General features: G+C 45.4%; 22 protein-coding genes. 7 read left to right on the plus strand and 15 right to left on the minus strand.

From position 1 onward, the window contains the following. Window positions 1–205 precede the first annotated feature (205 nt). Window positions 206–1,876 (plus strand): sensor histidine kinase, encoded by a 1,671-nt coding sequence (locus tag OCU74_RS12550; protein WP_087481411.1) that lies wholly within the window; start codon window positions 206–208, stop codon window positions 1,874–1,876. A gap of 21 nt (window positions 1,877–1,897) precedes the next feature. Further along, complete coding sequence (gene btsR / locus OCU74_RS12555) at window positions 1,898–2,611, plus strand: two-component system response regulator BtsR (RefSeq protein WP_087481410.1); 714 nt, start codon at window positions 1,898–1,900, stop codon at window positions 2,609–2,611. Here the strand turns inward: btsR and nagZ are convergent. After that, window positions 2,608–3,600, minus strand: coding sequence for a beta-N-acetylhexosaminidase (gene nagZ / locus OCU74_RS12560; RefSeq protein ID WP_087481409.1), 993 nt, complete (start codon window positions 3,598–3,600; stop codon window positions 2,608–2,610). The two genes, btsR and nagZ, sit on opposite strands and share 4 nt — an antisense overlap. A gap of 203 nt (window positions 3,601–3,803) precedes the next feature. On the opposite strand from nagZ, the gene OCU74_RS12565 reads away from it, so the two are divergent. After that, window positions 3,804–4,922, plus strand: a complete 1,119-nt coding sequence (locus tag OCU74_RS12565) for an anhydro-N-acetylmuramic acid kinase (RefSeq protein WP_087481408.1) — start codon at window positions 3,804–3,806, stop codon at window positions 4,920–4,922. Window positions 4,923–4,945: 23 nt separating this feature from the next. Beyond that, window positions 4,946–5,863 (plus strand): N-acetylmuramic acid 6-phosphate etherase, encoded by a 918-nt coding sequence (murQ, locus tag OCU74_RS12570; RefSeq protein ID WP_087481407.1) that lies wholly within the window; start codon window positions 4,946–4,948, stop codon window positions 5,861–5,863. Between the two features lies 1 nt (window position 5,864). On the opposite strand, the gene OCU74_RS12575 is transcribed toward murQ, so the two are convergent. After that, a complete protein-coding gene (locus OCU74_RS12575; RefSeq protein WP_087481443.1) occupies window positions 5,865–6,218 on the minus strand; it encodes a DUF2799 domain-containing protein in 354 nt (117 codons plus the stop codon). Between the two features lie 301 nt (window positions 6,219–6,519). Here OCU74_RS12575 and OCU74_RS12580 point away from each other — a divergent pair, with 301 nt between their 5' ends. Beyond that, complete coding sequence (locus tag OCU74_RS12580; RefSeq protein WP_087481406.1) at window positions 6,520–8,007, plus strand: carbon starvation CstA family protein; 1,488 nt, start codon at window positions 6,520–6,522, stop codon at window positions 8,005–8,007. Window positions 8,008–8,071: 64 nt separating this feature from the next. On the opposite strand, the gene ispH is transcribed toward OCU74_RS12580, so the two are convergent. The 6 genes from ispH to murJ form a co-directional block, all read right to left on the minus strand. Beyond that, window positions 8,072–9,034 (minus strand): 4-hydroxy-3-methylbut-2-enyl diphosphate reductase, encoded by a 963-nt coding sequence (gene ispH / locus OCU74_RS12585; RefSeq protein WP_200807740.1) that lies wholly within the window; start codon window positions 9,032–9,034, stop codon window positions 8,072–8,074. 39 nt (window positions 9,035–9,073) lie between these two features. Next, the gene (gene fkpB / locus OCU74_RS12590; protein ID WP_087481441.1) at window positions 9,074–9,520 is read right to left on the minus strand and encodes an FKBP-type peptidyl-prolyl cis-trans isomerase; all 447 of its coding nucleotides are present in this window, start codon (window positions 9,518–9,520) and stop codon (window positions 9,074–9,076) included. Between the two features lie 93 nt (window positions 9,521–9,613). Next, window positions 9,614–10,111 carry a signal peptidase II gene (gene lspA, locus OCU74_RS12595; RefSeq protein ID WP_087481405.1) on the minus strand — a complete coding sequence of 166 codons (498 nt, stop codon included), beginning with the start codon at window positions 10,109–10,111 and terminating at the stop codon, window positions 9,614–9,616. Between the two features lie 21 nt (window positions 10,112–10,132). Next, window positions 10,133–12,994, minus strand: a complete 2,862-nt coding sequence (gene ileS, locus OCU74_RS12600) for an isoleucine--tRNA ligase (protein WP_087481404.1) — start codon at window positions 12,992–12,994, stop codon at window positions 10,133–10,135. A 59-nt stretch (window positions 12,995–13,053) separates the two neighbouring features. Further along, a complete protein-coding gene (ribF, locus tag OCU74_RS12605) occupies window positions 13,054–13,989 on the minus strand; it encodes a bifunctional riboflavin kinase/FAD synthetase (protein WP_087481403.1) in 936 nt (311 codons plus the stop codon). 174 nt (window positions 13,990–14,163) lie between these two features. Further along, window positions 14,164–15,723: a murein biosynthesis integral membrane protein MurJ gene (gene murJ, locus OCU74_RS12610; RefSeq protein WP_261856146.1), complete on the minus strand. Its 1,560-nt coding sequence runs from the start codon at window positions 15,721–15,723 to the stop codon at window positions 14,164–14,166. A gap of 521 nt (window positions 15,724–16,244) precedes the next feature. On the opposite strand from murJ, the gene rpsT reads away from it, so the two are divergent. After that, on the plus strand, window positions 16,245–16,505 hold the full coding sequence (rpsT, locus tag OCU74_RS12615; RefSeq protein WP_087481401.1) for a 30S ribosomal protein S20: 261 nt from the start codon (window positions 16,245–16,247) through the stop codon (window positions 16,503–16,505). 87 nt (window positions 16,506–16,592) lie between these two features. Here rpsT and OCU74_RS12620 read toward each other — a convergent pair whose 3' ends face one another. Further along, on the minus strand, window positions 16,593–16,886 hold the full coding sequence (locus tag OCU74_RS12620; RefSeq protein WP_087481400.1) for an ArsR/SmtB family transcription factor: 294 nt from the start codon (window positions 16,884–16,886) through the stop codon (window positions 16,593–16,595). Between the two features lie 197 nt (window positions 16,887–17,083). Then, a complete protein-coding gene (gene nhaR / locus OCU74_RS12625) occupies window positions 17,084–17,974 on the minus strand; it encodes a transcriptional activator NhaR (protein WP_087481399.1) in 891 nt (296 codons plus the stop codon). Between the two features lie 189 nt (window positions 17,975–18,163). Between nhaR and OCU74_RS12630 the strand changes: the two genes are divergently transcribed. Beyond that, the gene (locus OCU74_RS12630; protein ID WP_087481398.1) at window positions 18,164–18,997 is read left to right on the plus strand and encodes a thymidylate synthase; all 834 of its coding nucleotides are present in this window, start codon (window positions 18,164–18,166) and stop codon (window positions 18,995–18,997) included. Window positions 18,998–19,034: 37 nt separating this feature from the next. On the opposite strand, the gene OCU74_RS12635 is transcribed toward OCU74_RS12630, so the two are convergent. The 5 genes from OCU74_RS12635 to rppH are packed head-to-tail and all read right to left on the minus strand — an operon-like array spanning window position 19,035 to window position 24,235. Then, window positions 19,035–19,769 carry a hypothetical protein gene (locus OCU74_RS12635; RefSeq protein ID WP_087481397.1) on the minus strand — a complete coding sequence of 245 codons (735 nt, stop codon included), beginning with the start codon at window positions 19,767–19,769 and terminating at the stop codon, window positions 19,035–19,037. 33 nt (window positions 19,770–19,802) lie between these two features. After that, a complete protein-coding gene (gene lgt, locus OCU74_RS12640) occupies window positions 19,803–20,609 on the minus strand; it encodes a prolipoprotein diacylglyceryl transferase (protein ID WP_087481396.1) in 807 nt (268 codons plus the stop codon). Window positions 20,610–20,653: 44 nt separating this feature from the next. After that, complete coding sequence (locus OCU74_RS12645; protein WP_087481395.1) at window positions 20,654–21,448, minus strand: sulfite exporter TauE/SafE family protein; 795 nt, start codon at window positions 21,446–21,448, stop codon at window positions 20,654–20,656. 19 nt (window positions 21,449–21,467) lie between these two features. Further along, window positions 21,468–23,714, minus strand: a complete 2,247-nt coding sequence (ptsP, locus tag OCU74_RS12650) for a phosphoenolpyruvate--protein phosphotransferase (protein WP_087481394.1) — start codon at window positions 23,712–23,714, stop codon at window positions 21,468–21,470. Between the two features lie 2 nt (window positions 23,715–23,716). Then, window positions 23,717–24,235, minus strand: coding sequence for an RNA pyrophosphohydrolase (rppH, locus tag OCU74_RS12655; protein ID WP_200807739.1), 519 nt, complete (start codon window positions 24,233–24,235; stop codon window positions 23,717–23,719). Between the last annotated feature and the right edge of the window lie 599 nt (window positions 24,236–24,834).

The raw sequence follows: 24,834 nt of genomic DNA on the forward strand, positions 1-24,834 counted from the left end.
ATACATTCTCGAACACCGAGAATTACATCACAATTGAGGCACAAGTTACCAGTATAAACGGCACTTGTGAATGTAAAAAAATAAAAACATCACATGTAAAAAATAATTTACATATCTATATCATCACAAATCCCTGATGCACCGGTATTTTATTCCCGACGCTTCCCCTAAAATAAAGCGCATGTTTACGGACACTTTTACGACAATGGATGTAATTCTTTCCCTGCTTCAGCAGATGTGTGTCTACCTTGTACTCGCTTATATGCTCAGCAAGACGCCACTGTTTCTTCCGCTGCTAAATATTTCGTCCCGTCTGGAGCACAGACTGTCAATTTATGTGCTTTTTTCTCTGTTTTGTATTCTGGGCACTTACTTTGGTTTACAAATCAATGACGCGATTGCTAACACCAGAGCTATCGGCGCTGTGATGGGGGGATTATTCGGTGGACCGGTTGTCGGCTTTGCCGTCGGACTGACCGGTGGACTTCATCGTTACACATTAGGGGGATTTACCGATCTGGCATGTGCAATTTCGACGACAACAGAAGGATTGATCGGAGGACTTCTGCATACCTATCTGATGAGAAGATACCAAAGGGAGCTATTGTTTCACCCAGGGGTTGTATTCAGTATCACGTTGTTTGCTGAAATTCTCCAGATGCTAATCATTCTGTTTGTGGCCAAACCTTACGAACAGGCTTTTACGCTCGTCAGTACCATTGCAGCCCCGATGATTATTGCCAACTCCGTCGGTGCAGCGCTATTTATGAGCATTCTGCAGGATAAAAAATCTATCTACGAAGAATACTCAGCCACATTTTCCCGGAAAGCTCTGCGTATAGCCGAACGTTCCGTAGGGTTACTATCAGATGAATTCACAGCCAGAACAGCTGAACCGGTCGCCCGCATAGTTTATGAAGAAACCAATGTCGGTGCAGTTTCAATTACCGATCGGGAAAAGATTCTTGCTTTTATCGGTGTCGGCGATGATCACCACCATCCCAATACGCCCATCTCATCCCAAAAAACTATTGAATCTATTGAGAAAAATGAGATTATCTATCTGGATGGATACGAACGACCTTATCAATGTTCTCTCTCACCAGACTGTAAACTGGGTTCCGCGCTTATTATTCCCCTGCGGGTCGATGATCGTGTAGTCGGTACCATTAAGCTTTACGAGCGGAAGCGGAAACTGTTCTCATCCATTAATATGTCGATGGCCGGAGGTATTGCTCAGTTATTATCAAGTCAGATTCTGTATGGTGAATACCAACAAAAGAAAAACTTGTTGTCACAGGCAGAAATCAAACTCCTTCAGGCTCAGGTCAATCCTCATTTCCTCTTTAATGCTCTGAACACGATCAGTGCGATCATCCGCACGGATCCACATCAGGCCAGAGCATTAATTCAGCATCTTGCCCATTTCTTCCGGAGCAACTTAAAACAGAATGTTGAGACTGTCACACTTGCGGAAGAGCTGTCCCATGTGAATGCCTATCTCATGATAGAACAAGCCCGGTTTTGCGACCGCCTTGAGGTTGATATTCAAATCGAACCTCAGCTTCTGGAGCGAACGGTTCCCAGCTTCACGCTGCAACCTCTGGTTGAAAATGCCATCAAACACGGCACATCAAACCTGCTTGATACCGGACGCATTCGTATTTACAGCAAACCGGCCACTCATGGTCACCTGATTACTGTTGAAGATAACGCCGGAAGTTACCGGCCATCTGAAAATGAAACCCATGGACTGGGAATGCAGATTGTCAACAAACGTCTGGTCAACTATTTCGGTGCCTCATCCGGGCTGAAAACTGAAGTACAACCCGAGATATCGACCAAAATGCAATTTTTACTCCCGGACATGACCTGATACGCAATCTGAGAGAATGTCATAATGAAAGCGCTGATTATTGATGATGAAATTCATGCCAGAGAAGAACTGGAACAACTCCTCAAAGAAGATGGATCTCTGGAGATCATTGGTCAGGCAGGAAATGCAATTGACGGGCTGAAACAGATTAATCAGTTGAAACCAGATGTCGTTTTTCTTGATATTCAGATGCCACAAATCACCGGAATTGATTTACTGGCTATGCTGGATCAGGAAACCATGCCGAGAATTGTGTTCATTACAGCCTATGATCAATATGCTATTCAGGCATTCGAAGACAATGCGTTCGATTATTTGCTGAAACCCATTGATGAAAAACGACTGCACAAAACGCTGCAACGTTTAAAACGGGATATACAGCGGCAGGATATTTCTCCCATAATCCCACAGTCACTGGAACAGGTTCCCTGTACCGGACTTAACCGAATTGTGATTATTCCGATACAGGAAGTCGAATTTGCCGGCAGCGATCTTGCCGGCGTTCACGTTCAGACCCGGGATAAAAAAGCCACCAGCCAGCTCACACTAAAGCATCTGGAAGAAAAGACACCACTTCTTCGCTGCCACCGTCAGTATCTGGTTAACCCGAAAATGATTCAGGAAATAAAACTGTTGGAGCATGGTCTGGCTGAAGTTCTGACCCTTTCCGGGCACACAGTTCCGGTGAGCCGGCGTTATCTGAAAAATCTGAAAGAAACACTGGGTATAAACTAGAGCGTTTGTTCAGTCAGTGGCCTCAGAGCGTCTGCTGCATGCTTCCACTGTGGAGTACGTTTCAGTTCGGTATATTGTATTATGCTCTGCTTGCGCAGACATTCGCCACCGGAAACCTCCATGATGGGCAAATTGTCCAGCACCTGTACCGAAGCTGAGCGATCATTACACAGCAGCAACATATCACATCCGGCAGCCAATGCCTGATGTGAGCGGGCAACAGCATCGCCCATTACCGAAGCACCTTCCATGGCCAGATCATCAGAAAAAATAATGCCCCTGAATCCGAGTTTCTGACGCAAAACTTCCTTCAGCCAGAATTCAGAACCACTGGCCGGCTGACTATCATAATGCGGGTAGATCACATGAGCGGGCATCATTGCATCTAATAACCCGGACTGAATATGCTGACGGAACACTTGCATATCGGTTTCCAGAATATTTTCACGGTGATCATAAGGTGTTTCTTTATGTGAATCTTCCACAACACCACCATGTCCAGGAAAGTGCTTTCCTGTTGTCGCCATACCTGCCGACTTCATTCCCTGAATATATGACTTACTCAAGCGAGCAACAGTATCACCATCTTCACCGAAAGCCCGATTACCGATCGCCCGGCAGGCAAAGCCTGTATCGAGAACCGGAGCAAAACTTAAATCAATATCATGAGCAATCAGTTCACTGGCCATCATCCAGCCACCCAGTTCAGCCAAACGCTCACTGTCCGGAAAACGGGCATAACTGGCAGCAGACGGCAGACGGGTAAAGCCGTCCACAAAACGCTGAACCCGACCGCCTTCCTGATCAACTCCAATCAGAATCGGCCCCCGTGCATACTGCCGGATTGACTGAGTTAAGGCCTGTAACTGCCTTGAATCAAAATAATTTCTGGCAAACAAAATTACGCCGCCAATCGTCGGGTGCTCCAGAATCTCTTTTTCTTCCGCACTCAACTCACACCCTTCAACATCCAGCCACAGTGGCCCCATATTCATCTCCCGATTTCAGATCATTCACTCCAGAACCGATTATATACACAACACCATCCAGATACAGTTCACATAGATAGACAAGAACCGTTCAATCCATCCCAACCGTCTGAAGTTAACGTGAAAAACAGAATTGAAACCAGAGTGGTTCTGCGACGAAAATCAATTACAATGCTATTATGTACCTCCATCCGGAATCAACGATGGCTCAGAAAGAATTGTATATTGGTGTTATGTCCGGCACGAGTCTGGATGGTGTTGATGTTGCCTTGATCGAGATAGACGATCACAATATTCGGCTCATTTCATCCTATTTACATCCGATGACGGAGTCTATCAAACAAAGCATTATGGATATCTGCACCGGTCAGCCGACACACCTCCCGGCAATTGGTATTCTCGATCACCGGTTGGGACATCTGTTTGCCGATGCAGTCAATGCACTGCTTGCCCAGACTGGCTACCGGGCACAGGATATCCGGGCAATCGGCTGTCATGGTCAGACGGTGTACCATCATCCGGCCGGAGAAACCCCGTTTACCCTGCAGCTTGGAGATGCTCATATCATTGCCACCCAGACCGGCATTGATACTGTTGCCGATTTTCGCCGTAAAGATATGGCACTGGGAGGACAGGGAGCGCCGCTTGTGCCCGCTTTCCATCGTGAGATCTTCCCCCATAAAGACTCGACACTGATTGTGCTCAACATTGGTGGTATTGCTAATATTTCGGTCATCAGACCAAACTATCCTGTTTCAGGATACGATACCGGCCCCGGTAATATTCTGATGGATGCCTGGTGTCAGTACCACACCAGAGAAAAATTCGACAAAGACGCACGCATTGCCCAAAGTGGCCGGGTCGACCTGCCGTTGCTGGAAGTGATGAAGCGCGATGCTTATTTCGCAGCACAACCACCTAAAAGTACCGGCAGAGAATATTTCAATCTGGACTGGGTTCAATCGAAAGTGAAAATGCTCGGCCGTCACATTGTTGCTGAAAATATACAAAGAACACTGTGCCGGTTAACAGCCGAAACCATTGCAGATCAGGTAGTTTTACATCAGAGTGGTACTCAGCCACAGTTATTCGTGTGTGGCGGTGGTGCCAGCAATCCGTTGTTAATGAAAGAATTACAGGCACAACTGCAAGACTGGCTCGTCAGTACAACATCAGAACAGGGCGTTGACAGCGACTATATGGAAGCTATGGCTTTTGCCTGGCTGGCTCATCAGCGCATACATGGCATACCCAGCAACGTACCGGAAGTCACCGGCGCTTCCAGAGCCGTTTCACTTGGGGTCATTTATACGGCCCGCTAAAATCAGGATACAGAGTAAAACTTATGACGAATGATGCGTTATTGTCAGCACTATCCCAGTTGGTTTCAGAAGGTCGTAACCCGGAAACCATGGATATCGATCTGCTCTCCTCACAAGCTATTCTTGAACGGATCAATCAGCAGGATAAAACCGTTCCTTTTGCAGTAGAAAAAGTGATACCGCAAATCGCTGCTGCAGTGGATGTCATCACTGAAGCATTTAAGAACAATGGCAGACTGATTTATATCGGCGCCGGCACCAGTGGACGTCTGGGAGTCCTGGATGCATCCGAATGTCCTCCGACTTTCGGTGTTTCCGATCAAATGGTCATTGGTCTTATCGCCGGTGGGAAAGATGCCATGTTTAAAGCTCAGGAAGGAATAGAAGATTCACCGGAAGCCGCAAAACATGACCTGCAACAGCTCAGCCTGACCCAACAGGATGTTTTGGTCGGTATTGCAGCCAGTGGCCGGACACCTTATGTCATCGGTGCTCTGGAATACGCTAATCAGCTTGGTGCGGCTACAGTCGCCGTCTCCTGTAATCCGGACTCAAAAATTGCAGAGATTGCCCGGATTGCTATTTCTCCCGTTGTCGGCCCCGAAGCTCTGACAGGTTCAACCCGGCTAAAATCAGGCACTGCGCAAAAGCTGGTCCTGAATATGCTGACAACAGCCAGTATGATCCGATTAGGCAAAAGCTACCAGAACCTGATGGTTGACGTACAGGCAACTAACAAGAAACTGGAAGCCCGGGCAATCCGGATCGTTATGCAGGCAACCGACTGTGGAAAAGAGCGCGCCGAACAGTTACTGAAACTCAGCAACAACAACGCAAAGATTGCAATTTTAATGCAGTTGACTGATATGACCTGTCAAGAGGCAACGGAGAAACTCTCACAATCTCAGGGTTTTCTGCGTAAAGCGATACAGAACCAGTAAATCAATCATTTGTATATTGTTCCCAGCCCCGCCGCCATTCCATTCGGAACTGATTACCGTCTGGTGTTCCGTCACAAACCCCATCGTAATACTGACCGGATAAGCCGATTTGATAGGCAAAGTCCGGGTTACAGTATTTTTTCACACCTTCTGAGTATCCTTCATCATAATTAGCCAGTTGAACAGCTCCCAGCTCAGAGAGCGCTTTATAGGTCCGCTGCTGATGGCCGGCAATACCATCACGATACCCAATCTGATACCAATCCCCCTGAGTCGCCAGTGATTCATCCAACGATGCACATCCCAGCAGAAACAACGAAACTCCCATCACACCCAGCCAAGTACGATATCTCATCACAACGCTCATACCTTGTTTTATATTCCTGTAACTTCAACAATATACGTTTTCCCGGCAAAACACCAAAAACAAAAGGAAAGAATCTCTTCCTTTAAGGAATCGAGAGTACATCAGCCACCAATTGACATATCAGTCGATAGCGATACCACTTGTGACCAGTTAAAGACCACTTAATTCTTCATATGACCGCTCACCAGACTTTCACATGCATAACCCATCTGGTCAGACTAGTCTATATAAAAGGGCATCTCTGACCTGATACAAAAACATCTCTGGCCTGAAACAAAAGGAAAATAATATGTTGTGGTTCTTCGTCTCTCTGATCGCCTTAGTTGGTGGTTACTTTATCTACGGTACTTTTGTCGAAAAAATATTTGGTATTAATGAGAAACGTCAGACACCGGCCTACAGTCAGACCGATGGCGTCGACTATGTACCATTATCAACGCCGAAAGTTTACCTCGTCCAGTTACTGAACATTGCCGGTGTCGGGCCAATCTTCGGCCCGATTATGGGGGCACTTTATGGCCCGGCGGCTTTATTGTGGATTGTAATAGGCAGTATCTTTGCCGGTGCTGTCCATGATTACTTTTCAGGGATGTTATCCGTCAGAAACGGAGGCGCATCTGTACCGAACATCAGCGGAAAATATCTGGGAAGTGGTGCCAAGCATTTCATGAATGTCTTTGCGATTATTCTGCTACTGCTTGTCGGAGTTGTTTTTGTCTCTGCACCTGCCGGTATGATTACCAATCTGGTGAACGAACAATCTTCGCTGCATATCGGAACAGGTTTCATGGTCGTCATCATCTTTGCTTACTACATTCTGGCAACCATTGTTCCGGTCGATAAAATCATCGGTCGCTTCTATCCTCTGTTTGGTGCGTTACTCGTCTTCATGTCTGTTGGCCTGATGACCGCAATAATAGTCTCTGATGAACATACCATCATGGGTGGCTTCACCATGAGCGATATGTTCAGTAATCTGAATCCGAAAGATATGCCAATGTGGCCGGCGCTATTCATTACAATTGCCTGTGGTGCAATATCTGGCTTCCATGCAACACAGTCGCCTTTGATGGCCCGTTGTATGGAGAATGAGAAAAGTGGTCGCTTCGTGTTCTATGGGGCAATGATTGGTGAAGGCGCAATTGCTCTGATTTGGTGTACGATTGCTCTGTCATACTTCGGCTCACTGGACGGTCTATCCGAAGCTATCAGTCAGGGTGGACCAGGAAATGTTGTCTACAGTGCATCATTTGGTCTGTTGGGAGTCTTCGGAGGCGTACTGGCTTTCCTCGGTGTTGTTATTCTCCCCATCACTTCCGGTGATACAGCTTTCCGCTCCAGTCGTCTGATTCTGGCAGAATACTTCAATGTCGAGCAAAAAACCTTACGCAGCCGCCTGATGATGGCATTACCACTTTTCGTCATCGGAGCCATTCTGACTCAGGTTGATTTCGGCATCATCTGGCGCTACTTCGGCTTTGCCAACCAAACCACTGCCGTTGTGATGCTTTGGACAGCTTCTGCTTATCTGCTGCGTCATCACAAGTTCCACTGGATTACAACTATACCTGCGCTATTCATGACCACTGTCTGTGTCAGCTTCATTCTTAACAGCAGTACACTTGGATTCGGTCTACCTATGCAGCTTTCTACAATACTCGGTTTCGTTGCAGCAATGACTATGCTGGCTTACGTCATTAAAGCTGCAAAAGGAAATAAAGGCATCGATCTTTCAGATGTGGAAGAAACACCGGACAAACTGACTAAAACAGTCTGACTTCCGGCAGAAATACGAAGAAGGGCTCCTGAAGGAGCCCTTTATTCATCAGACAAAAAACATCTTAATCAATCTGTTTAATCTGCAATTCTTTCGGCACTTCAAAGAACATATTCTCTTCCCGTCCCAAAACCTCTTCAACCGATACTGCACCCAGCTCACGAATACGTTCAAGGATCTGGTTGACCAATGCTTCCGGAGCGGAAGCACCAGCAGTCACTCCAACTGTACCGGCATCGGTCAGCCACTTTGGATTAATGTCTTCTGGTCGGTCGGTCAGAAACGCCACTGTCCCTAACTTCTCAGCCAATTCTTTCAGTCGTGTTGAATTCGAAGAGTTTTTCGAACCAACCACGATCATCACATCAACCTGTCCGGCGAGAATACGAACTGCATCCTGACGGTTTTGAGTGGCATAACAGATGTCATCTTTACGAGGTCCCTGAATCTCAGGAAAAACAGCTCGCAATTCATCGATCACGTCAGCTGTCTCATCAACAGAAAGTGTCGTCTGACTGACATAATGAAGATTGTCCGGGTGCTTTACTATATGTTTTAACTGAGCGACATCTTCTGTTCTTTCAACCAGATACATTCCTCCGGCCTGACTGGCATACTGCCCCATCGTTCCTTCAACTTCCGGATGTCCGGCATGGCCGATCAAAATGACTTCCATGTTCTTTCTGCTGGCCCGGGCTACTTCCATATGAACTTTGGTCACCAAAGGACAAGTCGCATCAAAAACCGTCAGTTCTCTGGCTTTGGCTTCACTTCTTACTGCCTGAGAAACACCGTGCGCAGAAAATATCACAATATGATTGTCCGGAACTTCACTTAACTCTTCGACAAAGATGGCGCCACGCTGTTTCAGATCTTCAACAACAAACCGATTGTGGACCACTTCATGACGAACATAAATCGGTGGTTGATACATCTCCAGAGCTCGTTCAACAATACTGATGGCCCGGTCAACACCAGCGCAGAAACCGCGAGGGTTTGCTAGTAATATTTTCATGTTATTGCCCATGGAATCTCACTCACTTCACGACGATACCGTCATTTCACCCTATTCTACCGCCAGAATCTCAACATCAAAAATAACATCCTGTCCAGCCAGCGGATGATTAAAATCGACAGTAACTGATTCCCCTTCAATCGCAGTGATAATTCCAGGAATTTCAGCACCATCAGGCCCGCTGAATGCCATGATAACACCGACTTCAAGCTGCACTTCTCCAGCAAATTTTGTCCGGTCCATGTAATGAATATTATCTGGATTCGGCAGACCAAACGCATCTTCAGCTTTCAGTTCTATCGTTCGTTGATCACCAGCCTGCAATCCCAGCAGACATTGCTCAAAGTTATCACTCAGGCTGCCATCACCAATCACCAGTTTTGCCGGTTTCCCCATCTGATGTGTACTGTCAGCGACTGAACCATCTTTCAGTTTGATGGTGAAATGAAAAGTTACGGCAGCATCCTGTTGTATTGATTTTTCTTTTGCTGTATTTATCACGAGCTTTACTTCTCCCTGCCTTGATTGCAAAAAGCGCTATCCGAATCAACAGACAGCGCTTAAGGTGATCCATAAAATGAATCAGGATAATTATTTGGCTTCTTTACTACGAAAACCATCGAGAATCAGCATCGCCGCACCGACACAGATCGCACTATCAGCCAGATTAAAAGCCGGCCAGTGGTGAACACCCCAATAAAAATCGAGATAATCAACAACAAATCCGTGTACAACCCGATCAAAGACGTTCCCTACGGCCCCTCCGATGATCATCGCATAGGCGCAGTTACTCCATCGATCAGTCACCGGCTGCCGACGCATCCAGTACATCAGGAGCAAAACAACCCCCAGCGCAATACCGGTAAATAACCAGCGCTGCCATCCGGTTTGCTCACTCAGAAAACTAAAAGCAGCGCCGTAGTTATGCACATACAACAGGTTAAAAAATGGCAACACTTCAACACGATGTTGCCATCCATAATCCATAGAATTCATCACAACTAACTTGATGGCGATATCCAGTACAAACACCAGAACCGCCAGCCATAGCCAGCGGATTCCCGAACGTTTGAGTGTCAGTTCTGTCATATTTATCCCGTTAGTCAGCGCTTATGCAAACTTACGCACTTCGCCAGCACCTTCTACGTTAGAGACACAGCGGCCACAGATATGCTCATGGCCGGCAATCGTACCCACATCATCAGTATGGTGCCAGCAGCGCTCACACTTTTCAGCTTCAGTTGCGGTAACCATGACAAACAAACCATCAATCTCTGTTTCCTGAGCTTGTGCTGCCTTTTCAGTCACAGATTTCACAGCCGCCTTCGATGTCAGCAGAACGAAACGGAGTTCATCTTCAAGTAACTTCAGCTTCTCGGCTAAATCCCCATCCGCATATAGCGTCACTTCGGCTTGCAGCGAACCACCGATGGTTTTCTCGTTACGGGCAGTTTCCAGCAGCTTATTAACTACGCCACGGACTTCCTGAATTTTCTCCCAGAACGCATTATCTAAAGACTCGCCGTCTTTCAGACCGAACAGTCCGTCATACCACTCACCGGCAAATACAAACTTACCACGCGCTTCACCATTCGCTTGTGACGCTGGCATTTCACGCCAGATCTCATCAGCGGTAAATGACATGATTGGTGCCATCCAGCGGACCAACGCTTCAACAATATAGAAAAGTGCTGTTTGACAGCTTCTCTGTGCATGTCCACCACGTTTTGCCGTGTACTGGCGATCTTTAATCACATCCAGATAAAAAGATCCCATTTCAATCGAACAGAAGTGCATCAGACGTTGAACCACAGCATGCGTATTATATCCATCATAAGCTTTAATGATCTCTTCCTGAGCAGCTAAAGCTCGGGCAACAGCCCAGCGATCCAGAGCAACCATTTCTTCCATTGGAATAATATCGGTAACAGGATTAAAACCACTTAAGTTTGCCAGGAAGAAACGTGCTGTATTACGAATCCGGCGGTATGCATCAGCTGAACGCTTCAGAATTTCATCAGAAACAGCGACTTCACCTGTATAATCAGTGGAAGCAACCCACAAACGTAAAATATCTGCTCCCAGTTTATTGATCACATCTTTTGGTGCAATCGTATTCCCGATCGATTTAGACATCTTACGGCCCTGACCGTCGACTGTGAATCCATGAGTCAGAACTTCCCGGTAAGGTGCTTTACCTTTCATTGCAATCGATGAAATCAGAGAAGACTGGAACCAGCCCCGATGCTGATCGGAACCTTCCAGATACATATCCGCTTCAGCGCCATGGAACTCTTCACGATTATCTACGACTGAATAATGAGTTACACCTGAGTCAAACCAGACATCAAGAGTATCTAATACCTTTTCATATTGTGCAGCTTCATCACCCAGCAACTCAGCGGCATCGAGATCCCACCACGCCTGAATGCCTTTCTGCTCAACCAATTGAGCTACTTTTTCAATCAGTTCAGAAGATTTAGGATGCAACTCTGCGGTTTCTTTATGCACAAACAAGGCAATCGGCACACCCCAGGTCCGCTGACGAGAGATACACCATTCCGGACGGCCTTCCACCATGCTTTCAATCCGGCTTTGTCCCCAGTCCGGCATCCACTTCACGCCTTTAATTGCTTCCAGAGCTTTTGTCCGGAGACCTGCCTGATCCATCGAAACAAACCATTGCGGTGTTGCCCGGAAAATAATCGGTGTCTTATGACGCCAGCAATGCGGATAGCTATGCTCATATGCATGGTGATGTAAGAGAGCATTTTTCTCTTTCAACACCTCGATCACTGCATCGTTTGCTTTAAATACATGCTGACCGGCAAATAGTTCAGTATCCGGCAGGTAAACACCGTTTGAACCGACAGGGTTTGCAACTTCCAACTCGTATTTCTGACCAACGACAAAGTCTTCCTGACCGTGACCGGGAGCCGTATGCACAACACCAGTACCAGAGTCCGTCGTCACATGATCACCTAAGATCGCAGGAACAGTGAAATCATAGAAAGGATGGTTGAAGCGGACTAATTCCAAATCAGCACCGGTAGCAAATCCCAGATTATGGAAGTGTTCAATCCCAGCACGATCCATCACATCTTTTGCCAGTTCAGATGCGATAATGATCCGTTCAGCCTGACGTCCGGTCGTATCATCTGCTTCAATCTGAATTAAGGCATACTCCAGATCTTCCCGTAAACAGACAGCCCGGTTTGCCGGTAAAGTCCATGGTGTGGTTGTCCAGATGACAATGGAGATATCACCATGACCTTCATGGCCTTTGTTTAAAGTAAATTTAGACAATAATGCAGATACATCCGCGGCTCTAAAACGTACATCAATCGAGGGAGAAACTTTGTCTTTATACTCAACCTCTGCTTCAGCAAGTGCGCTTCCACAGTCAGTACACCAGTGAACAGGTTTAAAGCCTTTTAACAGATGACCATTATCTGCAATTTTACCCAGAGCCCGAATAATATTGGCTTCTGTAGCGAAATCCATCGTGAGGTAAGGTTTATCCCACTCACCAAGAATTCCCAGACGTTTAAAGCTCTCTTTCTGACCTTCAACCTGTCCGGCAGCATACTCACGACATTTCTCACGAAATTCAGCTGCTGTAACTTTCTGACCGGGTTTTCCGACTTTCTTCTCAACCATCAGTTCAATGGGCAGACCGTGACAATCCCACCCAGGAATATACGGTGCGTCAAAACCTGAAAGAGTTTTGGATTTGATAATAATGTCTTTAAGAATCTTATTCAGAGCGTGACCAATATGAATATCACCGTTGGCGTAAGGAGGGCCATCATGTAATACGAAAGATTTTTTGCCTTTTTTAGCTTTACGGATCTCACCGTAAAGATCCTCTTGATACCAACGTTTCAGCATATCCGGCTCGCGTTGCGCCAGATTGCCACGCATTGGAAACCCTGTTTCAGGTAAATTCAGGGTATCTTTATATTCACTCATCGATTCTTCATTCCGTTATACTGGGCGAAGTTAGACATTATGTCAGCCAGACTTTCCGGCTAACCCTCACACTGAAGCAACCACACCCTTGCAGCTTCAGCATCCAATTCTATTTGTTGTTTCAAAGCTTCAAAGGAATCAAATTTATGTTCACCACGAAGCTTATGTAAAAGTGCGACTTCCAGTTGCTTACCGTAAATATCGCCGTGGAACCCAAATAAATGGACTTCCAACTGTTGCCGGACACCATTCACTGTCGGTCGGTGTCCAATATTTGCAACACCACCAATCGGTGTTGCTGCAAGCCCTGAAACCTGTACGACATACACTCCGGAAACCGGAGAGACACAACGTTTCAGAGGGATATTAGCTGTCGGAAAACCAATAGTCCGTCCCAGCTTTCTTCCGTGAGAAACACGGCCACTAATACTATAGTGACGGCCAAGCATCTCCCGGGCAGCGGACAGATCATCGTTCGCCAGAGCTTCACGAATTGCCGTACTGCTGACTCGCAGGCGATCAACACAAAAGCTTTGTGTATTCACGACATCGAAACCAAACTTTTCACCAGCCCGCTGCAACATCGCAAAATCACCACGACGTTCCTTGCCAAAACAAAAGTCATCGCCAATGACAAGAAACTTAACACCCAAGCGCCTGACCAACAAGTCATGAATAAAGGCTTCTGCCTCGATTTGAGCAAATTGGTCATTAAAATTGACACAAAGCAGACGATCAATCTCTAGTTTACTCAACTGAACAAACTTATCCCGCAGACGCGTCAGTCGGGCAGGAGCGTGATGTCGGGTAAACAATTCCATCGGCTGCGGCTCAAACGTCATTACCATAGACGGAACGCCCAGAATCCGGGCTTGTTCCGCGACCAACCTCAGCACTTTCTGGTGTCCCAGATGGACACCATCAAAATTCCCGATAGTCAAAACACAGCCGTGATGCTGTGTACGTATGTTATGAATACCCCGGATTAATTCCATGTAAGACGTTTAGAACCTATTTTCAATTCTTCAGGTGGTGAAACCGACGGATTATATAACCTCAGGCCGGGATAAGAAAGTCAATCAGGCCAACAAATATATTTCGACTTCTGCTTTGACAGCTCAACAAGAAGATTTTCAGAAGACCACAAGGCATCACAACCTATGCCCTGCCTAACGTGTCGCTCTTATATGTTTCAACCGGACACCAATAAGCAGACTGGTCAATACATAGACACAGCCTCCGGCAATAATCAAGCCGGCCAGCATCAGACTACGTTTCATGATTCCCCACTCCACCCAGACCAAAATATGCTCAGACAAAAATGCCAGACTGAAACTCATCACAATTCCGGCCACAAAAATACGACCGATAAATATCAGTGTTGTCCGGTGAATCCGGTAAACCCCGGCCAGATGTAATCCCCGGTACAACAAAGCCATATTGATTAATGCCGACAGTGCCGTTGCCATCGCCAGACCGATATAGCCGAAAAACCAGGCAAAAACTGCGTTAAAAAACATATTTGCTACCATTGCAACAATGCCATATTTTACCGGTGTTTTGGTATCCTGCCGGGAATAGTATCCCGGAGCCAACACTTTAATCAGCATGAAACAGAGCAACCCGGAAGCATAGGCAGTCAACGACAAAGAAGCCTGATGCACGTCAGCCAGCGTGAATTCACCTCGCATAAACAAAACCATAATCATTGGCTGAGCTAATACCATTAACCCCAGTGTTGCCGGAATACCTAACAGACAAACCATGCGTACGCCCCAATCCATGGTATCAGAGAACCCGATGGATTCTGCATCCACATGCTTCCTGGAGAGTGCAGGCAGGATGACTGTTGCAATCGCAATTCCGAATAACCCCAGTGGAAACTCTAACAAACGGTCAGAGTAATAGAGCCAGCTAATCGAACCTGTTTGCAAAAAACTGGCAATAAACGTATCAAACAACAGATTAATCTGACTGACTGAAACACCAAATAAAGCGGGAATCATCAGTGTTCTGATCTTCCGAACTCCGGGATCATTCCATCCCCATTGGGGCCGGACAAACACACCTGCTTTGATCAGAAATGGTAACTGAAACAGGAACTGGACCAATCCTCCCAGAAAAACACCAATCGCCAGACCAATTTCGGGCTGCTCCAGACGGGGAGAAATCAACAGTGCCGAACCGATAATCATCACATTGAGAAATACCGGAGTAAAAGAAGACACTGCAAATTTCCCCAGCGTATTCAATATCGCTCCGGATAAAGCAACAAAGGTAATGAACCATAGATAAGGGAAAGTAATTTTGAGTAAAAGGCTGGCCAGCTCAAACTTCGGTGCTGCTGGGCCGTTATTCAGCCAGTCGAGAAACCAACCGGCGCCGAAAACAGCAGTCACAACGCCAGAGCCGAGAATACCAAGTAGTGTCACAATAGAAACTAAAACACCCAGAGTACCGGATGCTCTGGCAATGAGCAGACGTGTTTTTTCCATATCTCCCTGAGCATGATATTCCGTCAGTACCGGAACAAAAGCCTGAGAGAAAGCTCCCTCGGCAAACAAACGGCGCAGAAAATTGGGAATCTTATTGGCAAAGAAAAAAACATCCGCACTGGCACCTGCGCCCATCAGATTTGCAACAACAATATCCCGGAATAATCCTAAAACGCGCGACAGCAGCGTCATAGCACTGACAATCATGCCAGACTTGAGAAGACGTTTACTCACCGTGACCTCTATTTATACGTCAAACAGCATCCGGGCAGTTCCCGGCAGTTCATGTACAGGATCCAAAGTATGAATTGAATTGGCTTATTCCCTGTGTTGCTGCTTTTTAACGTAGAACGCGCAGCTTTTCAAATCAGAGTTTTGTCAGCGATACATCAACCACGAAAGATTAAATAGCCTTAGGGGCTGTTGACCTTTCGTGGTTAAATTTTGTTCAATCCGAACGGGTATTGATCGCGACGCGGGGCATGCCGCTTAGCCATCCTAAGCAAATGGCCCGCAACAAAGAGCAAGACACGTTCAGAAAGCAAAAAATAGCACTCTCTGAATACAGATTAAGTATTAGCATTCAAAAAAAAATACTGTTAGAATCCCCGCCATCTTAACCGTGAAGACACGATTGTGCCAAAAAGCTTTTGGCTCGTTGAGTTTTTGCACAAATTAATTGACATTTGAAGGTAAATAAGGGATAGTTCCGGCCCTTAAAATGTCACTGAACTAAAGTTTTTGGGAGTAGACCCTTGGCAAATAGTAAATCTGCTAAGAAGCGCGCTATTCAGGCGGAAAAAAATCGTCAGCACAACGCGAGCCGCCGCTCAATGATGCGCACTTATATGAAGAAAACTGTCGCTGCAATCAATGCAGGCGACAAAGAAGCTGCAACTGCTGCACTAGCTGAAGCAACACCAATTCTTGACCGTATGGCAACTAAAGGCCTGATCCACAAGAATAAAGCAGCTCGTCATAAAGCTCGTTTTGTTGCAGCAATCAAAGCTCTGTAATTAGCTTATTGCTTCATACAAAAATAAAAAAAACCGACACTCATGTCGGTTTTTTTATTACCTCTGATCTTCCACCGTCTGTTAAATTCATGAACAGTACAGACGATACAACAGCTCAATCATTGCCTTGACTTCAGGACTGCTTAGCGAATAGTAAACAGTCTGAGCTTCTTTCCGTGTAGCAACCATTTGATCCCGACGTAACCACGCCAGATGTTGAGATAATGCAGACTGACTCAGTTCAAGTTTGGCGCATAGCTCACCAACCGAAAGTTCCTGAGCTAATAATAAGCACAAGATCTGAAGACGTCTCTCATTGGCCATCGCTTTAAGTAATACTACAGCTCTGGCTGAATTTTGTTCCATTTCCTGAAGATTCACGAAAAGGCTCCCTTTATGGACTGGTTCATTTCATACTAACAACGACTACAACCTTGCAGCCCAAGAGTACTGACTTACTTTCAGTGAGTTTACCGTGGTTCATTGTTATATTTTTCCCATCGGCAATCATTACAAATATGTACTAGATGGTAAGTACGTGCTAGATATTAAAACAATCACTAATAAAAAAGAACCTATCACACAAATAAATAGCCAAAATCTTCATTACATATGCTCTTTACTGCCGGGTGCTGGATCATCCTCTCGGCAAAAATCACGTAATATTCCTCGCTCAAATCATCAATTTTATCAATAAGACACATTGGCGGATCACATTCAACTTCCTCTGTATAGAGAGAAGGCGCTAAAAAAATAGCTTCCCGGTGAGATCTGGCGAAAGCTTTCATCAAGGCCACATCATCGAACTCCCCCATAACATTGGGTTGAATTCCCTGACTGTCAAACCATTGCATGATACACCTTCCCATAGCAGTCCGACTGCCAGGGATTAGTATTTTCCGCTGAGACAAGAGCTCAGACAATGAATCCTTACCCGGTGGCGTATATGAAAAAAAGCACATCTGGCTCTCTCCCAGCTTTTTACTGAACAAACCAGGGCTCCGGGCCGAATCAACAGGACAGTCAGACAAAATCATATCCAGCTTATGCTGAGATAACTGCTCAAGCAGGAGTTCATGAGTCGATTCAAAACAGCGTAAGTGAATATGCTCATCTTCAGGTACAGCACAAAGCAAAATCTTGCTGACGATCTGTTTCGAAATCGCATCAGCGACACCGACATCAAGCAGTAAATTTGCCCGCTGGCTATAATTCACAATATCCAGCATTTCATAACTTAAACCGTACATCCGATCAGCATATTTATAAACCAGTTGCCCCAGTTCAGTTGGTTCGACACTACGTCCGGTCCGTTTCATTAACTTCCCGTCCATTCGCTCTTCCAATGCTTTTATCTGTCCTGTAACAGTCTGTGGAGTCAGAAACAGAGCCTGAGCAGCTTTAGTCACTGAGCCTTGCTTACACACCATCCAGAAATAATATAAGTGATTGTAATTTAAATGAGACATATTCTACAGACCGTCCGAAAGGTTAACGTCATGAAAAAATAACGGGATTTCATCACTCAAAATCTCGAGATTACCGAGAATTTAAGCATATATGATCGGTATATTCGAGATAAAAATATCTCGGCTTTCCCTCTTACAAGTCTCAGGGAAATTCATTAAACTTATAAAAAATTAATGAATAGGCAAGTTATGAAGCAGTACATTGCATTGTTGGAAGATATTCTGGAAAACGGTGAGGTCAAAGGAGATCGCACCGGAACCGGGACGATTTCCGTTTTTGGCCGGCAAATCCGCCATAATCTTCAAGATGGTTTCCCATTAATCACAACCAAAAAACTTCATTTCAAGAGTATCGCAAACGAGCTCATCTGGTTTTTGAGTGGAGATACAAATACCGCCTGGTTGAAAGAAAATGGTGTGTCGATCTGGGATGAATGGGCAACAGAAGAGGGTAATTTAGGCCCGATCTACGGCAAACAGTGGACTGCATGGCCAACACAATCCGGAGAAAGCATCAATCAGATTGATTATGTCGTTAATGCATTAAAGCATAATCCTGACAGCCGACGTATTCTGTTCCATGGCTGGAATGTCGAATATCTGCCGGACGAGTCGATGTCACCTCAGGAAAATGCCCGGAATGGGAAAATGGCCCTTCCGCCATGTCACCTGCTCTATCAATTTTATGTGTCAAACGGCAAACTATCTGCCCAGCTATATATTCGTAGTTCCGATAGTTTTCTTGGACTGCCTTATAACATCGCCTCACTGGCATTGCTGACCCATATGCTTGCGCAACAATGTAATCTGACACCTCATGAGATCGTTGTGAGCTTTGGCGACCTGCATGCATATTCAAATCATATGGAACAAATTAAAACACAACTGGCCCGGGAGCCTCGTCAATTACCGGAACTCCGTATCCTGCGCCAACCCGAATCGATCTATGACTATCGTTTCGAAGATTTTGAAATCGTTGGTTACGACGCACATCCGTCAATCAAAGCTCAGGTTGCCATATAATTTGCACGATTCCCCGCTGCTAGGCGGGGAAGTCACATTAACTTTCAGCGGATACTGCTGTGTCATGGGCATGAATTTTTTCTCCGACCCACACCAGTAAATGCCCCAGAAACATATAAACTGCTTCCTCATACTCATTTATCGGATAGTTCAGGAAGATCATCGACAACCCCTCTTTACCGGTAAAACGGGGAAACTCGGCAAGTTGGCCATCAACCTGATACAAGTGTTTAATCTTATTGTTGACTACCCGGACTTCATTAACTGTGTCGTACTCAGGTAATGAGTCAAGCTCCAATCCGAATTCGCTGTAAACAGTCTTTATCTGAGGCCACTGGTAAGGAGGGCTGATCTCCGATTCATTCATATCAGATAAATTCGACTTCAATAGCACATAAGCCCGCTTGGAAAATTGCTCGACAATAGACCACAGTCCAATGATTGCAGACTCATCTGCCAGATTTTTTACCCTCTGTACATCAGTATCATTGGAATGAATAAACTGAGAAGCCTGATACTTGATATATTCCTGTTCGTCTTCATCTTCAGTCTCTTCCAGCTTCTTCCTGATTTCTGCAGAAAAATCATTCAATGCAGAGCACTTCTGATTCAATTCCTGATAAACAATTTCATGAAACAGGCAAAAATTATCAATCCTTTCTTCAAGCTCAACACTCAGACCGTGAGTTTTATACCGACAGGTATCAAATTGATTTCTTCCCATCCCGGCAATGTGTCTTGATAATCTGGTTTTTAGTGAATTTAAAGCCATTTAGCAAACCTTATTGATCTTTCTCTTATGGACTTACCGTGCAGGCAAACCTGAACGACGGCGATAAGCCCAGAACATCAGAAGAGCACCGGCAATGATCATCGGCAAAGAGAGGATCTGTCCCATAGAAATAAATCCGGCAAATAGTCCCAGTTGTGCATCCGGCTCTCTGAAATACTCAACAAAAGTACGACACGCGCCGTACCCGATTAGGAACAGGCCAGCTACTGAACCATAAGGACGAGGTTTGCGAATAAAAAGATTCAGAATAATAAACAGAAGTACGCCTTCCAGTGAGAATTCATAAAGCTGTGAGGGATGACGCGGCATCGGGCCGGCACCCGGAAATACCATCCCCCAGGGAACATCAGTCACTCTTCCCCAGAGTTCCCCATTCATAAAATTCCCTAAGCGCCCCAACGCCAGACCGAAAGGTACCAGCGGAGCAACAAAATCAGCGACAGCAAAAAACTGGCGCTTGTTGCGTTTCGCATACCAGAACATCGCCGTAATGACCCCAAGCAGACCACCATGGAACGACATGCCTCCAGTCCACACCTTAAACAGATATAAAGGGTCTGCGAGGAAATACTCAAATCCATAAAACAGAACGTAACCAACCCGTCCGCCAATCACTACGCCAACGAATCCGGCGAATAAGAGATCTGATACTTGATCTCTCGTCCATCCACTTCCCTCTTTATCTGCTCTCCGGTTCGCAAGCCAGGTCGCAAAAAGAAATCCGAGCAGATACATCACACCATACCAGCGAATGGAAAGCGGTCCGATAGAGATTAAAACAGGATCGATATCCGGGAACTGAAGAAACTCCTGAGGCATAAATCTTTACTCTTTATTCAATAACTGTTTATGACATACCACGCTCAGCGCAGCAACATATGAATTGATACAAACATCAGAAAGACGGAGAACACTTTCTTCAATACTGATGTTGGTAATTCGGTAGCGAGCTTCGCCCCCACTTTAGTCGTAAACATCGACGCGCAGGAGACAAACAACAAGGCGGGCAGATAAACATAACCCAAACTGTATTCCGGCAGATCTTTAACCGCAAAACCATGCCAGATAAAACCAATCATTCCAGACAATGCAATCATGCAGCCACACAATGAAGATGTACCGACAGCTTTGCGCATTTCCACACCATGCCGGTTCAGATAGGGAACCGACAGCGCACCGCCGCCAATACCGGCCAGACTGGCAATCATTCCAATCATGCCGCCACTCATCATCATTAAACCCGCCCCCGGCATCGGTTTAGCGGTACGCTGACGAATCGAAAGAAACATCTGAACGGCCAGAAAAAAGACGATAACCCCAAAAACTCTGGGCAAGTACTCACTCGGCATCCAGTCAGCCAGCGTAGCCCCGACAAACCCACCGATGACAATACCGGGAATCAGCCACTTCACAGACAGCATATCAATGTTGCCATACCGTAAATGGTTAAAAGCCGAAGAACCGGATGTCAGAATAATACAGGAAAGAGAGGTGGCCAGAGCAATTTGCATCGCATGTTCGGCGGCAATTCCTATCTGAGGAAGCAAAAACAACAAGGCAGGCACGATAATCAAGCCACCACCAATACCCAGCAGTCCGGCCATTACCCCGACAAAACCACCTAGCACAACAAGCAGCAGGACAAATGTTATGGTCACGATAATTCCTCAGATTAACTTAATTTTTACCAGCACGAATAAAGCCGGCAAAACCGAATTCTTCAAAATGAGTCTGCATCATACAATAAATATCATGACCATAAGGTTGCATCAGCGCCTGTGATGCAAGTTTTTCAAGTGTTTTAATTTCTGAATGGCGAATCAAATATTTCACTTTCGCAACATTCGAAGTATTCATACTCAATGCCCGGAATCCCATACCAATTAAAAGTAATGCCCCTATCGGGTCACCCGCCAATTCTCCACAGACACAAACATCAATCTGATACTGATGACAAACATCAGAAATATGCTTTAACGCCATCAATACTGACGGATGCATGGATTCATAGACATCAGCAACCCGGGCATTGTTCCGGTCAACTGCTAATAAATATTGTGTCAGATCGTTTGTTCCGACTGAAATAAAATCCACTCGGTTGGCTATCTGGGGTAACAGGTAAAGCATTGACGGGACTTCAACCATGACGCCAATTGTTGGCATCTTTACCCGCTCATCGACTAAAGAAACTTCTTCAAAAGCCTGATGAATCAGAGCAAGAGCATCATCGAACTCTTTCATCCCGGAAATCATCGGTAACAAAATTCCGAGATTATTTGTCTCGGTACTGGCTCTCATCATCGCCCGGAGCTGAATAAGGAAAATATCCGGATGATCCAGTGTGAACCGAATACCACGCCACCCCAGAAATGGATTATCCTCTTCAATCGGCAGATAAGGGAGAGGTTTATCTCCGCCAACATCCAGTGTTCTCATCACCACTTTCTTGTTGGGATATGTGCAAAGAACCTGACGATAAAGCTGTGTCTGTTCTTCTTCGGAAGGAAAACGATTCTGCAATAAAAAAGAGATTTCTGTGCGGTACAAACCGACGCCATCAACTCCCTGATTAACTGCGGCATTGTTCTCTGTATTCAGTCCGGCATTCAACAGAATCTCAACCGGATATCCATCCAAAGTCACAGCTTTCTCGGACAAACCTTCATTTGCCATTTCCGAAAGCTCACTTTCTTCTTCCATCAGCTCCTGATACTCTGCCAGCACTTCGGAATCCGGTGAAATATGGATGAACCCGCTATAACCATCAACGATGGCTAATTTATTATTAATTTCTTTAAAATTTAAGGACACACCCATCACGGCAGGAATGCCCAAAGCACGGGATAAAATTGCAGCATGAGAGTTTGCCGCACCTTCCAGTGAGACTACGGCCAAAAGCTTATCTTTCGGAATACTGGCCAGAATCGAGGCGGTTAACTCTCTGACGACCAGAATAATCGGTTTTTCCAGAGTCAGCTCTTCCTGTTCACTGTTGTACAAGAAATACAGCATTCTCTGGCCAAGTTCCCGGAGATCCTGAGCTCTCTCCCGCAGGTAAACATCGGACATTCCGGAAAAACGTTCAACATATGATTCGACAACCTGACGTAATGCCCAGTCAGCCCGGTCACCTTTCTGAATTTGCTCCTTCAGATCCTTACGCAGCATCGGATCATTGAGTAAATGGGTAAACAGGTCAAAAATCGCCAGAGTTTCTTTATGAATATCGCCATCGAGCTTCTTGCGCATCCGTCGAAAATCACTCAGCGCATTTTCAACTGCCCTCGATAACCACTCCTGCTCTTTCTTTATATCCAGCGTAGAAGCAGGCAAAACATTTTCCAGCTCAGGCTGGGAGTTATCCCACCAGAATTCACCGATAGCAACACCAGGCGATGCGCCGATGCCACGAACTACAGATTGCTGTTTTGAAAGCGACCACAATCCCTGAGACTGAGCATGTGCAACCAGCACAGCCAACTGAGCCGACAAGGTGACAATAAATGATTCTTCGATTTCGCTGAACTGACGGGGAGAACGCTGTTGGACAACCAAAACCCCCAGCACTTTCTTACGATGAATAATCGGCGTACCTAAAAAGCTCTGGTATACCTCTTCACCCAATTGCCGGAAATATTTAAAGTGAGGATGTTTTGATGCTTCGGCCAGATTAATCGGCTCAGCAGAACGTTTCACTAAACCGACTAACCCTTCATCAAAACCGATGTGAATCTTGTTACCTTTAAATTTCAGCCCCTGAGTCGCAATCAGTTCAAGGCGTTGCTTTTCTTCATTGGCCAGATAAATCGTGCAACATTCGGTATTCATTGCCTCACAGGTTTCTTTCACTAGGACGTCAAAAGCCTGATGAACATCTTCCACTTTTGAAACCCGTTCAACAATTTCCCGAAGCTGAGAGAGCATGTTTATCCTCTTTTCCCTTTGCGTTTACCTTTCATCTTCCGTGCTTTAAATGGCATCGCAACGGAAGCAAACTCTTTCATTACCCGCCGATAAACATCGCGCTTAAATGAAACAACCTGCCTTACCGGATACCAATAACTCACCCAACGCCAACCATCAAACTCAGGGGTTACTCCACGCTGCATATTAATTTTAGACTCATGACTCTCTAAACGCAGGAGAAACCATTTCTGTTTTTGACCAATACAGACAGGTTGAGAATCCCAGCGAACCAATCGTTTGGGAAGTTTATACTTCAGCCAATGACGACTGGATGCAATGACCTTCACATCCTTTTTTGTTAAACCAACCTCTTCGTATAACTCCCTGAACATCGCCTGTTCCGGAGTCTCACCATGATCAATTCCTCCCTGAGGAAATTGCCAAGAGTGTTGTCCGTATCGTTTCGCCCAGAATACCTGACCATGGTTGTTGCAGATTACAATACCGACATTCAGCCGATAACCATCGCCATCGATCACTGGCAAACCTCTAATAAAATTTAACTTCTCCCGATTTTTTCATAGATCCCCGAATGTAGCAAATATCCATTGACAAGAAAGACAAAAATAATCCGTGGATTAAATCGGATATCAGCAGGTCGATACAGCAACTTATCAACATGGGATAACAAATTTGTTCGATCTTATTCACCTTTTCTGTGAGTAACTATGTGAAAAAGTGATATATTACTCACAATTTTCAGAGCAACATCTCCCAACAAGCTTTTTAAAACTCAAACAACAAAATTTTATTATTTATTATTAATCAAATAGTTAAATTAAATCCATCGCTTTCACTAATCTCTCAAAGATCTACAAAGATCAAATCCCCATTCACATCGAACAAAGATCAACCACCACTATCTTTATCCACATCATTCTGGATAATTCGTTAAAAAAATTGCAAATTATTCTCTCTAAACCCCTGTGTATTCATCCATGATTTAACACCTGTCACGAACTTATATAAAAAATTGTGGATAAGTTGAGGAAATGCTCTGCGCTCCGATCTTTCAGACAAACAATGACCTGCTCTCACTTCATCTGGTAAACTAATGAAAATTACATCCTGAAGTGTT

It is taken from the genome of Vibrio mangrovi, from assembly GCF_024346955.1.
In the GTDB taxonomy this organism is placed as follows: domain Bacteria; phylum Pseudomonadota; class Gammaproteobacteria; order Enterobacterales; family Vibrionaceae; genus Vibrio; species Vibrio mangrovi.

Coding starts and splice junctions, on each gene's coding strand:
- OCU74_RS12550 (WP_087481411.1), top strand. CDS start 206: ATGGATGTAATTCTTTCCCTGCTTCAGCAGATGTGTGTCTACCTTGTA.
- nagZ (WP_087481409.1), bottom strand. CDS start 3,600: ATGGGGCCACTGTGGCTGGATGTTGAAGGGTGTGAGTTGAGTGCGGAA.
- OCU74_RS12565 (WP_087481408.1), top strand. CDS start 3,804: ATGGCTCAGAAAGAATTGTATATTGGTGTTATGTCCGGCACGAGTCTG.
- murQ (WP_087481407.1), top strand. CDS start 4,946: ATGACGAATGATGCGTTATTGTCAGCACTATCCCAGTTGGTTTCAGAA.
- OCU74_RS12575 (WP_087481443.1), bottom strand. CDS start 6,218: ATGAGATATCGTACTTGGCTGGGTGTGATGGGAGTTTCGTTGTTTCTG.
- OCU74_RS12580 (WP_087481406.1), top strand. CDS start 6,520: ATGTTGTGGTTCTTCGTCTCTCTGATCGCCTTAGTTGGTGGTTACTTT.
- ispH (WP_200807740.1), bottom strand. CDS start 9,034: ATGGGCAATAACATGAAAATATTACTAGCAAACCCTCGCGGTTTCTGC.
- lspA (WP_087481405.1), bottom strand. CDS start 10,111: ATGACAGAACTGACACTCAAACGTTCGGGAATCCGCTGGCTATGGCTG.
- ileS (WP_087481404.1), bottom strand. CDS start 12,994: ATGAGTGAATATAAAGATACCCTGAATTTACCTGAAACAGGGTTTCCA.
- ribF (WP_087481403.1), bottom strand. CDS start 13,989: ATGGAATTAATCCGGGGTATTCATAACATACGTACACAGCATCACGGC.
- nhaR (WP_087481399.1), bottom strand. CDS start 17,974: ATGTCTCATTTAAATTACAATCACTTATATTATTTCTGGATGGTGTGT.
- OCU74_RS12630 (WP_087481398.1), top strand. CDS start 18,164: ATGAAGCAGTACATTGCATTGTTGGAAGATATTCTGGAAAACGGTGAG.
- OCU74_RS12635 (WP_087481397.1), bottom strand. CDS start 19,769: ATGGCTTTAAATTCACTAAAAACCAGATTATCAAGACACATTGCCGGG.
- lgt (WP_087481396.1), bottom strand. CDS start 20,609: ATGCCTCAGGAGTTTCTTCAGTTCCCGGATATCGATCCTGTTTTAATC.
- ptsP (WP_087481394.1), bottom strand. CDS start 23,714: ATGCTCTCTCAGCTTCGGGAAATTGTTGAACGGGTTTCAAAAGTGGAA.